The organism is Petralouisia muris (genome assembly GCF_004793545.1).
Lineage (GTDB): Bacteria > Bacillota > Clostridia > Lachnospirales > Lachnospiraceae > Petralouisia > Petralouisia muris.
In genome coordinates this window covers 46,617-59,744 of the sequence record NZ_SRYA01000030.1, presented here as the reverse complement: position 1 = coordinate 59,744, position 13,128 = coordinate 46,617, and the positions used below count along the sequence as shown (strand labels likewise).

General features: G+C 37.0%; 12 protein-coding genes. All 12 read right to left on the bottom strand.

The features are described from left to right. Window positions 1–254 precede the first annotated feature (254 nt). A complete protein-coding gene (locus tag E5329_RS15305; RefSeq protein WP_135990359.1) occupies window positions 255–542 on the bottom strand; it encodes a hypothetical protein in 288 nt (95 codons plus the stop codon). Then, window positions 539–805 carry a DUF2089 family protein gene (locus E5329_RS15300; RefSeq protein ID WP_330572201.1) on the bottom strand — a complete coding sequence of 89 codons (267 nt, stop codon included), beginning with the start codon at window positions 803–805 and terminating at the stop codon, window positions 539–541. The genes E5329_RS15305 and E5329_RS15300 overlap by 4 nt, the downstream gene beginning before the upstream one ends. A gap of 708 nt (window positions 806–1,513) precedes the next feature. Further along, the gene (locus E5329_RS15295) at window positions 1,514–2,902 is read right to left on the bottom strand and encodes a hypothetical protein (RefSeq protein WP_117921335.1); all 1,389 of its coding nucleotides are present in this window, start codon (window positions 2,900–2,902) and stop codon (window positions 1,514–1,516) included. Continuing rightward, window positions 2,899–4,599: an NACHT domain-containing protein gene (locus E5329_RS15290; protein ID WP_135990357.1), complete on the bottom strand. Its 1,701-nt coding sequence runs from the start codon at window positions 4,597–4,599 to the stop codon at window positions 2,899–2,901. The genes E5329_RS15295 and E5329_RS15290 overlap by 4 nt, the downstream gene beginning before the upstream one ends. 81 nt (window positions 4,600–4,680) lie before the next feature. After that, the gene (locus E5329_RS15285; RefSeq protein WP_117485830.1) at window positions 4,681–5,847 is read right to left on the bottom strand and encodes an SEC-C domain-containing protein; all 1,167 of its coding nucleotides are present in this window, start codon (window positions 5,845–5,847) and stop codon (window positions 4,681–4,683) included. A 125-nt stretch (window positions 5,848–5,972) separates the two neighbouring features. Continuing rightward, window positions 5,973–7,307 carry a recombinase family protein gene (locus tag E5329_RS15280; protein ID WP_135990369.1) on the bottom strand — a complete coding sequence of 445 codons (1,335 nt, stop codon included), beginning with the start codon at window positions 7,305–7,307 and terminating at the stop codon, window positions 5,973–5,975. Continuing rightward, window positions 7,252–8,532, bottom strand: coding sequence for a recombinase family protein (locus E5329_RS15275; RefSeq protein ID WP_135990356.1), 1,281 nt, complete (start codon window positions 8,530–8,532; stop codon window positions 7,252–7,254). Before E5329_RS15275 ends, E5329_RS15280 begins: the two co-directional genes overlap by 56 nt. After that, window positions 8,523–8,939, bottom strand: coding sequence for a recombinase family protein (locus tag E5329_RS15270; RefSeq protein WP_135990355.1), 417 nt, complete (start codon window positions 8,937–8,939; stop codon window positions 8,523–8,525). Before E5329_RS15270 ends, E5329_RS15275 begins: the two co-directional genes overlap by 10 nt. Before the next feature lie 170 nt (window positions 8,940–9,109). After that, window positions 9,110–10,294 carry a helix-turn-helix domain-containing protein gene (locus tag E5329_RS15265; RefSeq protein ID WP_135990354.1) on the bottom strand — a complete coding sequence of 395 codons (1,185 nt, stop codon included), beginning with the start codon at window positions 10,292–10,294 and terminating at the stop codon, window positions 9,110–9,112. 24 nt (window positions 10,295–10,318) lie between these two features. After that, the gene (locus E5329_RS15260) at window positions 10,319–11,059 is read right to left on the bottom strand and encodes a DUF5986 family protein (protein ID WP_081021313.1); all 741 of its coding nucleotides are present in this window, start codon (window positions 11,057–11,059) and stop codon (window positions 10,319–10,321) included. A 113-nt stretch (window positions 11,060–11,172) separates the two neighbouring features. After that, entirely contained in the window at window positions 11,173–12,660 is a 1,488-nt protein-coding gene (locus E5329_RS30730; protein WP_275443312.1) for an N-acetylmuramoyl-L-alanine amidase, read from the bottom strand. A 1-nt stretch (window position 12,661) separates the two neighbouring features. Continuing rightward, window positions 12,662–13,081 carry a phage holin family protein gene (locus tag E5329_RS15245; protein WP_135990353.1) on the bottom strand — a complete coding sequence of 140 codons (420 nt, stop codon included), beginning with the start codon at window positions 13,079–13,081 and terminating at the stop codon, window positions 12,662–12,664. Window positions 13,082–13,128: the final 47 nt, after the last annotated feature.

Genomic DNA, 13,128 nt, shown 5'->3' with positions numbered 1-13,128 from the left:
CCACTCAGAAATAAGCATTTTTTATTCCTCCCCGTCACTCCCATTCATATAACATGATTCTTTTCTGTTTCTTCATGGACTTTCCGAGACTACACTATCTATCGAATCTGAGTAAAATAGTTCATATATCTTCTCCAGAGATGCAGTTAACTTAATAATGGTATGTTCATCTAAAATGATAACACAGGGAATCCTGTTCTTTGATTCCCCATGCTTTCTGATGTTTAGAAAATCCTATTGACTTTTTTCATCTGTTACATATCTTTTGCTTTCATCCTGTCCATTTCCGCTTTTTTCAGTTTTTTATATTGATCGCGCCCTGTAGCCCAGTCACCCCAAAACAGCGTATTCACTACTACAAATGGAAACAAATAATTTCGTTCAAACGGTACTTTTCCAGAAGCAAATACAAAAATTGACCCTGCCAATAATAGGACGGGAATAATCCCGCCCCAAAGCGGATTTTTTAATTTTGTACAGAGCAAGTACTCTACAGCCATAAGCAACCCTGCAATAATAAAACCTAAAATCAAATCCATCATAATTCTTTCTCCTTTTCTTGTTTATACTTTTCAATAATCATTTTTGCAGTTTCAAGATCAATCTTAGAGTCAACAGCCAATCCCTTAATAAATGTCTGAAATGGTTCTTCCTCCTGTTGATCACCTAATTCTATTTTCTGAATAAGTTTATCCAACCGCAGGCGGACTGTTGGATATGACACTCCATACAACTTTGCAATCTCTTTTAGTGATCCAGATTTTAAAGTAAAATTTTTTAGGAATGTAACATCCTCCTGTTCCAAAGAAAGAATCCACCTTGGTATCTTATCAATATCCAATAAATCACCCCTTTCTCTAACTCGTTTAACGAAATTAAGTATATCATAAATAATATTAAAATCAAGAGTTATTTTATTTTAATTTTATTCATGTTTTTATCAAAAAAATTCTTTCCATATTGGTTATCCACTATATTCATATCTCCTATTCTTTTACATCTATGATCTTAATTGACATGAAATTTTTCAATACAGCCGTTGGAATGATGTTCATATTATCAACCCAACATACCCTTAACAATCTTATCTCCACAACACATCCTATATCTAACCTGTCAACTCAACTATCCCACCCAAAAAGCAGTGGATATGTTTCCGCACAGTACAACAAACAAAAAATCCGAGAGCCGGAACAATTTTTCCAAACTGTCCCAACTCCCGGAAACCCCTTGTTTTCTACACTTTTCCGCTATTCTATTTCTCAATCCGTGACATCAACACGACACACTCCACATGCGGTGAAAGTTTCTTCTTATACTAAATAGCGAAACCGTCACCTTTTGCGAAAAGGTTTATACCCCACTTAGGGGGATAGCATTTACCCCACATTCTAGTGTTTTTTTCAACAAATGGGCAAAGAGATAAACGTATCATAGTAATAGCCTCTATTTATGCATATAACTACTATTTCTTACATACCTCTGTCTGCCCTTCCTGTGACTATCTTAATTTCTAAAAAATAGAGCCAGTATATGGCTTAGCAACAAATTCTTTTAAAACATAATCATAGTCAACAATTGACATTAAAATAACATTTCCGATTACAATTTGCGGCTCGATTTTAAGATAGTTCTCCGTTGTTATATTATTGCTTTTGCCTTGTTCTATTCCAGTTGCCTTTACCCATATTGGAAATGATTTTAGTTCTCGTATTAACTCACTTGGTTGAACATCATGATACATATTCAAAAGTCTAAACAACTCATCCAAACTTGCTTTAACGGACATTGTCGTATTAAAGTAAAAGAATAGCACTTTTTTCAAATCTATATTTTTAGTAGTCTTTAATGCTATATTCAAATTTTTATTACGCGCATATCCAACTTTGGGTGTTATCTTATTTGGTTTTACTATAACATTTGATAAGGCATCTCCTAATTCAAAAAGATTGATATTAGTTCTAAAATCTCCATTTACTAAATCTAAGAAAAAAGGTATAAAATAATTGACTATTTTTTGCGATGGCCTTCCTAAACCTTTCAAAATAGCATAATCTTTAGCCTTCATTACATATCCATTATTTATTTTTTGAATATACAATATATATGCAAATTGTTTTCTCTCACCTTTTTCCTTTAAAACTAATTTTAATAAAGTATCATATGAACTCTCATCACTTTCCAAATCACATAACACTTCTTCTATTAACTCAATAGTTAGCAGCAGTTTATTTGCTCCAACCAAACACTCGATAAAAATACGGTTTCCTTTGCGAGCCTTTTTTCCCAAATCTCCCAACCAACCTGTATCGTATGCTAATTGTATAAATGCATCTCTATCTTTATACCATAACCCACTAAGAATCTTTTTTATTCTCGGATCATTTTTATACAGAAACAAACTTTTAGTAGAACCAATGCCTCTTATTTTATCCCAATTTTGAGAAGATCTATAAAGTGTGTATATTAAATCTACCAGTTGTTCTTCATTCATATTTTTTGCCAACTGAATTATAATAGCTTTGTCAACTTCATGATTGTAAATATACCATTTTATCGCTTTCATATTACCCATCACATTGCATGCAAGAAGGTAATATGTAATATCTTTACTATTCAGTTTTTTTATATTTTCTTTCCATATCCCACTAGATTTATCATAAAATTTTATTTTTCTTGGCTCAAAATAATTATTTAAAGTTTTCCAGATATATTCCTCAACCGTTGCATTTTTTTCACATGTCAAAGCACATATACACCCCAAATAAATATTAAGGTCACAAACGGTAATAATAAAATTTTCTCTATCTTTACCACGTAAACTGTGTGCCATATATTTTATTGAGGCATAATACTTGTCTGATTGACACTTATCTCTAATTTGATTTTTTCTTATTTTCAAGACTGTATCACCGCCAATTCTTCCATAGCATAATAGTAATCCTGGTATGCCTGATGCGAAAATACATATAAATCTTCTCTTTTTTCTAATATACCTAATTGCAAAACTATATCTAATGCATATAATGCATCATACTGAAATCTATATGTATCCATACTTTTAGAACAATACTTCAGTACCTCTGACTCTGTCATTCCTGAATTTGCTTCTTTCTTTTCAAGACTCTCAAATGCAATCATTCTCAAAAGGTATATTATTCGCTTTATATCCAATCGTGCATCCTGTTTTTCTTCTTTTTCCCTTGCCAATAAGCAGTTCAGAAATTCAGCGATAATTTCACCTTCACTATGTGGAATTTCCTTCTTATATCGCACAATCTCTATTAACCTCGATAAGATCAATGGCGTATTTATTATTTGCACAAATCTCTCACTTCCATTAATTGAGGTAAACAAAAGTTCTTTCACGTCTTCTTCATCTACATTTTTTTTAATAAAATCTCTCATTTCTTCTTTAGATAATTTTATCAAATTAAAAATTGGCACATTATTAAAATCCCTAGTATCTTGTGGACGATTAGTAATTATAATAAATGTTTTGGGATAATCTCTAAGTAATTGCTTTATCTCGCGCATTCTTAAAGTTTTTAAATTGCCGCCTGCATCAGCTGGTATTTCATTTAAACCATCCAAAAATAGATTGATTTTTCCTTCTTCTAAAAGAGATTCACATATATCTACCCCAATATCAAGTTTATCACATATATACTGTTTTATTGTATACGTGGCTTTTGTCATAACTCCCAATAAAACTAATACGGGAATATTATAGTTTGAATCTTTCAATCTTTTTTTTGCATCCATGTATGTTAAATATTCTAATGTCGTAGTCTTTCCCATACCAGCTTCGCCCCATATCATCATCCTTCGTTCTGGTATACTATTATCTCTTAAGTATTCAACAGTACCTTTTCTCCTCCTAGAATCAGATGTATCATCCTGATATTCGATAACATAGCTACCCAATACAGAAAAATTCTCTTCTCCCCTTATATGAATAAATCTAGACATTCTTTTTTTTAATTGCTGTGTAATCTCATTTAAGTAATTTTCAATATTCAATTCATTATTAATACTCTTCTTTTTCAGATTACTGATCAATGCCTTTTTATTTATTTCTACTGCTCTTAAACAAGTTATCAGCACACTATCCAAATTGGTATATATTTCTCTTCGTGTCCAACCTACATATGTGTGCGACTCACTATTTCTTAATGCATATGATCTTGCTACATGTTCCATATAATTACCATCGCACAAATAGTCCTCTGGCTTTCGATCTAATTTCTTATTATCTGGATTAAGACCTAATTGAGTAATTACATGTGCTAAACCCAAATTCTCTTGTACTATCTTATCGTATTCATCTTCATCAATAAGTAAAATCATTTTTTTCAAAAGAGGTTCTATCTTGATGACATTAGACAAACACAGTTTTATATCATTTATAGTAGTCTCCCCATCAAAAATTTTACCTAAGGAAACATACAGTCTTTCTTCAATACCTACCAATTCCTTTTTTCCTGTTTTCAGAATAATTACTGAAAGCAGTATATCTATAAGTTCTCTCAAATTTTTATATCTATAGCTTGCATTTATTTCAGCCTCGATTTCATTTCCAATTGTATTTCTATCCATGTTTTTCCTTTCCAACTATTATTTTCTGCAAGTATTTTTATTATAATCCATGCTATGAAAGTTTCTTGATAATAAAATCTTTTATTTCTTAAACAAATCTATTTTTCCTCTTTTACTGTAATCAAATGGAACTTTACTATTTGCTGCATTTCTCAGTCCCATTCCTATTGCAATACTGTATCTTTTGAATGTTTGTCCATTCAGATTTGCATAAAAAGTAAACGCCATTTTTATTTCATCATCCCACTTATTCCAAAGAACCGGACTTAACACCATATTCTCCGAAAATAAAGGTAAAATCATTGAAAAATAATATTTGATTTTTTCTAAAGGTGCATTATTTATTTGTTCAAAAAACTTGGCATAAATATGTTTCTCAGTAGATAAACAACTCAACAGTATGTATGACTTTGTATCCTCTGGAAAAGCAGTTATAGCAATTCGATGCATGACACCTTTTTTAGTATGCTTTATCCTTCTACCATTCAAATCATAATCCGGTGCTATAAATGCATAATTCGCAAAATTAATTCTTTCTGGAATAGTTATTACACAAGTTTCTATTCCATTGTATGTGCCAGACAATATCTCTGAATCGAAATGCCTCTTTACAGGTTCAAACTCTTTCAAGCGTAATTGCGACACTCTATATAAGCCAACCATCTGCGGTAGTTGAAAAACAGGTGGTCTTTTCTTAAAACATTGCTGAAAAATTTTATGTGAAACTTCCTGCTTATAGTATTCAAAAATAAAGGCTTTATATGCATAGACAAATTTCATTGGTTCGCTATTTACATCAAAATCTGGCGCTCCTTTTTCAATAACAGCAAAGGCAATATTGTCATGTCTATCGCAAAAACAAGTTTCTGTTGTAGCATCATTCGCACTAACCTTGGAGAACTCCACCATCACTTCCGGTTCCTCGCCCTCAATAGGTATAATAAGTGGTTGTCGTTTTTTATCCATAGTATATACATGGCGTTCAGTCCCTGCGAGTAATGATATGATTTTATTATTTTGCAGTGCATGAGCATTTTTTATCTTACCATTACAATTGCTTTGGTCGGGATGCATACAGCATTTAACCATAGCTTTTCTCATCTGCTCCATAATTTGTACTTCTGGAGGTTTCTTGCTCTGTATAAGCTGCTGATCTGGTTTTCCTTTGCAGCATTCTTTAAATTTTTTTCCGCTTCCACATGGGCAATCTTCATTATTAGATATCTTAAAATATGCTAACGGATTCATCCGACTCACCTCTATTCACTTCAAATACGCTATATATTTTACCACATCCACCTACATTTTACTATCCGAAAAAGAGCAAGAAAAAAAGCCGATCAGGAATCGCAACTCCCAATCGGCATCTTTTCTTACTCCTCTTCATCTTTACATTCAATCTCCGTTCCGTCCAAGAACACCACCAACAATGTTCCATCCTCAAAAACCTTGATGTGGTCCAGTGTTTTCAGCATGAAGTCCGTATCCATCTGTGTCAAAGGTTCTGCTCCATCGGTGTATTCTATGAACTTCTCTGCTCGATAACCTTCCAATAGGTTCTCGCTCTGAAGCTGCTCCGTCCACTGCTCCATGAAATCCTCTCTGTTCTCCACCAGTGCGTTCCAAGCCATCAGATAAGCCTTTATCAGCGTTTCTTCCTCTACGTGACGGTTGGCACATCCCATGACTCCTTTGACCTTGTAGCGTTCGCTGCATTGCCATACCTTACGGTCAACACCCGTGCTGCTCCGCCAGCCTTTCCGTGCAAAAACCTTACTGCAGTCTCCGCAAATTATCTTGGATGCAAATGGATTGCTTTCCGGCCGGTGGGAATAGGAGTTTGTCCCATGCTCCTCCAGATACTTTTTCCTGCGTTTTATTTCAAGCTGTACACATTCCCATATCCGCTTTGAAATGATGGCATCATGGTCATCCTCCACATAAAACATCTGAATTTCCCCTTTGTTCTGCGTCCGTTTCTTGGTGAGGAAATCCACCGTATAACTTTTCTGCAGCAAAGCATCCCCTTTGTACTTTTCATTTTCCAACATGCTCATTAAGGTTGTAGCCTGCCACTTTGTGCCTCCATCCCAGTTCTTAATCCCTTCCTTTTCAAAAATCCTTTTAATGTAATCCGTTGTTTTTCCATCCAGAAATTCCTGATACAGCCGCACTACAATCGGCTTCTGCAGCCTGTTGATTACCAACTTACCCGTTTCATCCGCATCATAGCCAAGGAAACGCTTGGTACTCATTTTATGCTTTCCTGTTTCAAACCTCCTGCGGATTCCCCATGTGCAGTTCTCTGAAATGGAGCGGCTCTCGTCCTGTGCCAGCGAGGAAAGAATGGTAAGAAGCACTTCACCTTTTGCATCGAGGGTATTGATATTTTCCTTTTCAAAAATAATTCCAATCCCCAGGTCCTTCAGCTCTCGCACATAGTTCAGGCAGTCCAGCGTATTTCGTGCAAATCGGGAAATGGACTTCGTGATAATCATATCAATTTTCCCTGCCCTACAGTCCACAATCATGCGGTTAAATTCATCCCTCTTCTTTGTGTTAGTTCCCGAAATCCCCTCATCCGCATAAGTCCCTGCATATTCATAAAGAGGATTTTCACTGATGTAATTGGTGTAATAATTGACCTGATTCTCATAGCTTAATAACTGTTCTTCTTGGTCGGTTGACACTCGGCAGTACGCTGCCATTCTCAGTTTCTGTACTGCTTGCGCTGTTCCTGATTCCGCAGTCGAAATCTGCTTTGCTGGTATAACAGTAATGCTTCTTGCCATTCTGAATCACCTCCTCCACTACTGTCTGTTCCGTAATGTTCAATCCCTGCAATTCGGTATCATCAATCCTTATCCCCTTACATGCCTTGACACCCTTTTCGATGTAGGTACTGCAGAGCCACTGGATTTTCTTTTTATAAACCTGTCTGCGCCGGAGCGTTTTTCCGCAATAAGGGCAAATCAGCATTCCACTTAAGGGGTAGCGGTTCTGGAACTTCATTGTGTTGTCCTGCCCAATGTTCCTGTCACGCTTTCTCTGCTCCCTTACCTCCTGCACCCTTTCCCATACTTCCGGCGATACGATAGGTTCGTGATTTTCCGAAATGTAATAACTCTGCACTTCTCCATTGTTTTTCTTTGTATGGTTTCTTTTGTTTTCAGGGGTGTAATACTTCTGCAGATGGAAGTCTCCTTTGTACTTCTCATTGCAAAGCATCCCGTTAATGGTCCCGCTCTCCCATGTGGTTCCCGTCACCGTTTTTACCCCCAAATAATCAAGCAGCTCGCCAATCCTTGACGAGCCAACATTCATCAGATATAGGTCAAAAGCCAGACTGACAATTTCTGCTTCTTTTCGATTCACAATCAAATCCCCGTACTCGTTTTTGTCATAACCGAGGAAGCGGGAGGTGGTAATCATCACTTCCCCTCTCTCAAACTTTTTACGAATGGACCATTTATTGTTTTCACTCATGCTCCTGCTCTCTTCCTGAGCAAAAGAAGCGAGGACGGCAAGCATCATCTCACCGTCCCCTGATAGAGTGTTAATGTTCTGTTCTTCAAAAAAAATACCGACACCCAGTTCCTTCAGTTCCCTTGCGAACTTTAGAACAGTGACGGTATTTCTTGCAAACCTTGATATGGATTTTGTAATAATCAGGTCAATTTCTCCTGCCCTTGCCTTTTCCATCATTCTCTGGAACTGTGGGCGGTTCTCACAATAACCGGATATACCCTGATCAGCATATACCCCGATAAATTCATATTCTGGATTTCCGGTAATCAGTCTCTCATAGGTTTCCATCTGATTTTCAAGAGAGTCTTCCTGTCTTCTGCTATCTGTGGAAACTCTGGCATAAGCACAAACCATTTTCTTTTGTAAGACCGAAGCTGGTCGTTTGTTAATCACTTTTACTCGCACGTTACATCACTTCCTTCAAAAAACCTTTTCTGGAACTCCTGAATCCTTCGGAAAATGGCTTGTGCATCCTCTACCTTGTCAATGCACACCACATCCACATTTTTCTTACTGCAAATCAGCATGAACTCCATAAACTGTCCCCAGTTACGGGCAATCGTGGCAGCCCTCATGGTAACCACCACATCTATCTTCTTTGCTGCGATTTCCGCTTTCAGACGATTAAATTCTTTTCTGTTCGGGTCGGCTCCTGAAGCTTCCTCAAAGAATATCTGCAAATCCCATTTCTGTTTTCCATATTCTTCTTCCAACCGCCTCATTACATCGTCCAGATATTTTTCATAGTCTCTGTCACGATGGTTGACTCTGCAGTAAAAAGCCACCCTATTTATCGTTCCTGCAATCACCATATAAATAAGTACTCCTTTCGTTTTTGGTAGTGTATAAATCACTCTAAACCCCTGTAAAGTCAAGCAATTCTGCGGTTTCCACCCTCTCTTTTTTCACTCCATCCAAACTTGTTCAATAAAAAAAGACCAGACATTTCGCCTGATCTTTTCATACTAATCACTCTAATCACTTATTTTTTTCGCAACTGCAATATTGGTACAACTTTTTCCTCTACCTTTAAGGTATCTGGACGCAAATGAAGAAGTTCCTCCATATCTTCCGGATATAAAGTCACTCCATTTTTTTTGAATAAATCCAATATTTCTTTCGCCGTAAGTACATTTTGCTCTATCAGTAAATCAATGGCTCCTTGAAATATATTTTCATTCAAGGAATATGGTACATCGCCAGGTTCTTTAATTCTCCACCCATTTTTTGAAACTTGACGCATTAAATACTGATACTGGTTATCAGACATAATGCCCAACTGGTGTGTCCGGTAAATCATTGCCTGAATAGATACCTTCCACTTATTTTTTAAGAACTGATAATATTTTAAATCTGTAGGATATGAAGCAATGTCTTTACCAAAGCTGTCTCTAGGTAACAAAAATGCACTCGCAAACATGTTCGCCTGACGTTCTCTTGCTTTAAACTCATCTTTTGTTATAGCTTCCAGATCCTCACTCCATGGATGCAATAATATGTGTCCCAACTCATGAGCCATGTCAAAGCGAATTCTGCCTTCTGGTCTGTTTCCTAATGCAACTGCAATAAAATAAATATCATTTCCCGCCACTATAGTTCGCTGACTAAACGCATCTATTTTATCTTCGTTGGTATCAAATCCCGTTACAATTATTCCATTTTTTTCTAAAAGATACTGTAAATCCTTTATTGGTCCAGTACCAATATCCCAATATTTTCTTACTTGAACAGCAATATCCTCTATTTCTTGAATTGCATCATCGTTCTCACACTCAAATACATCATCACATCCTACAAAATCAACACTTGGTAAATTCATTTCAGGAAATGAAATGAATTCCAGAAGTATCTCATACATTTTTGCTACATATTCCAACTTAATACTCTGCGCTGTTCTATCTTTCTTTGTAGCACTTGCCAATGAACGAAAATAGGTTGTTTCTGTTTTTGCAGCATAACTATCCTTTTGAAAAAAGTAATCATACGGAAAGTTAAGCTCTGATGCCAAGAGCCTAACTTTCATATAATCTGGTGTGTTATTATCATTCTCATATAAAGAAAGTGACTGCTTACTGATTTCAGTCCGCTTCGCTAATTCAGTAAGCGTCAACCCTCTATACATTCTAGCACTTCTTAATCTCTCACCGTAAAACTTTTTTTCTATCATAATCAATATCTCCTGAATTTATTATCAGGCCTTTTTCTCGATTTCCCGAAGTTTTGGCTTTATACCACTCTTTATAGCAACTAAGCCCTTCTTATCCGGCTTCGCATCTTCGTCTGTATCTTCTGAAGGCCCAATATCTGTAAGCCGTGCAAAGTCTGGTTTAATATATTGCATAAGAGACGCTTCATCTACAATATTAAAATCTTTATCTAAAAACCTCAGTTTAATATCTTTGATTTCCCCATTCTCCGCTTTATATGCAATAATATAATGTTTATAATCTTCTTCTACATTAATCATTCCCTGACTAATTTTTTCAAAATCCTGTTCCAACACATCTGTATCAAAAATCGTGATTCCAAAATCTTCTAATGTCATTTGTCTTTCTTTCGCAATACAATCCTTATTTTCGACATAAAGAACTGATTGTAAATAGTGTGGATTTTCACGATTTTTCTTTTTGGGAACGCCAGACAATGTACCTTCTGTCATTATCGAATAGGTAATATGCTCTTTTCGATCAATGACCATTCTTCCAGACCAACCATACCTCTGAAAAGGAACAAGATCAATATCATCTTTCACCACATGTGTTCTTAAGTTTGTATTGATATTGTCCCCTCTTAGAAGTATAATCGCATTATTAGTTTCCCGATGATTTTCTCTTAAATATTGTTGCAAATCATCCCCGATAGCTTTCTCTATGCAATAAACAATTTTTCTGAGTAAATCATCATTGATTACAATTTGAGTATTTCTATTCACGTCCAACGAAATTACCTCCTAACTTTATTCTGTTTTTAATTTTTACATAAAACATTATTTTTGTCAAGTAGCACTTCGTTTTCTTTTTAATTTGTATACTCCAATGTTAATAACTAAATCCTGTGAACATAATCCAGAGAAATCCATCCATTACGATTTTTCTGATAAGATTTCAGAAGCCCCCAAAGGCTCGCACCCTTGCCTTCTGCTTCTTCCACAATAGTGAAAGCACCTTTTCCCGTGTACTTACCTGTTTTATCGTAGTCTGTTCCCGGACCCTTGCGGATGTTCAAATCTTCGATGGATACTCTCACAAGATACGGTGTAAATGTATCATTGGAATAAATCACTTTACCAGATTCATCAAATACGGAATATCCCTCATTTTCATCCGCACACCTCTTGGCATTTTCCAAACTATGGAATGCACCCTTCTGCGTGGCAGCATCCGTCCATGTCTTACGCACACGATACCAGGCTTCCTCCGGTTCTGCTGTCTCGTTTTTAATTCCAATCATGGCATTTAAGATTGTAATAATCTTTGCACCATATCCGGCTCCTACTGCCCATCCCCTTCCGTCTGGATTTTCTTTCTGTCCAAGCCACTCCACATATTCGGCACAGCCTCTTGTGACATACTTAAAGCGTGGATCAACACATTCACTCTTCAAATCCACTGTGGAAGCATAGGCTTTCAAATGCTGAACCTGCGCCCTGATACCAAGCTGTGGTGTATCAAAGGAACTTCCTTTCATTCCATTGGAAGTCACTCCCATGCCGCAGAAATTGTTCTGGTCGAGCGTAACTGCAGAACCGGAGAATCCAAAATTACCTGTTTCCAGACAGGACTGTGCAAAGGCAATATCACCACGGACACCCTCTGCCTTTCCTTCCGAAAGATAAAGCGGAATCATATCAACAACCGACTGTGTAACATCTGGATTCTTTGTTTTAATATAAGCTGTCATCTGCTCCACCGTTGCCACCGCATTACCCATAATCTTTGTAAATGTGGTTTCTTCCTTTTTCTTTACTCCATAATAGGATGCAATACATTCTGCTTCCGCTTTAGCAAGTTTCTGCAAATTACTGTTACTGGAAAGCCATTCTGTTGTTCTGGTGTTTGTATGGAATGAATGCTCCAGAATAATACCCGGTGTTCCTACTGCATTCGCACCACGAAGCACACCATAGTATTCTCCGTTTGTCCCCTGACGTGTTGCGGTTCTTCCACTCTGGGCAGTCCCCATCACTGCTTCCACAACCTTTGCCAGCTTCAGACCAATATCCGTGCTGCTTCCATTTAAAAGAACATATGCCACCGGATAATCCACATTTTCGTTTACACCATTGCCTACAGCATTGGAATGGACAGAAATAAAGAGGTTACAGCCCTTGGAAGCCGCACCTCTTTCATACAATGCCCTGTCCGTATTCTGATTTGTCCTTGTGGTTACCACAACGATACCAAATGACTCCAACTCCTTCTTAAGATAATTATGGAGTTTCCAAGTCATGTCCGACTCATAATAAGACGAAACCGCAGGGCTGCGGTTGTATTTACCATAATGCCCTGCGTCCAGACATACCTTTACTGCCATGTTATTCATCCTCCTTTTTCTCATCTGCTTCTTCATGCAGCTGTTCCAATACTTCTTTCAGCTTCTTTGGAACCGGAAGTCCGATAAGGGCAACATTCTCAATAATGGAAATTCCCTCATTGGATAAGTAAAAGAAAATGACTGCGGTGCGGAGTACACTTCCGTTCTGGATGACCTGCGTATCAAGCACATGGCCGATACCTACCAGACAGAAGATTGCCACCTTTTTGCAGATGCCTTTAAAACCAACCTCGCTGGATACCTTTTTCTGTACGAATGCTGCCATAAGCCCGGTGGCATAATCGATGACCACGAACATAAGGAGTGCATACAGAAAACCATCCAGTCCTCCAAGAAACCAACCCATAAAGCCTCCTATTCCTGCAAATACATACTGCACTGTTGTTACTGCCTGTCTCATAATTGTTACCTGCCTTTCTTTGTTTTTTGGTATGAAAAAAACAGCCC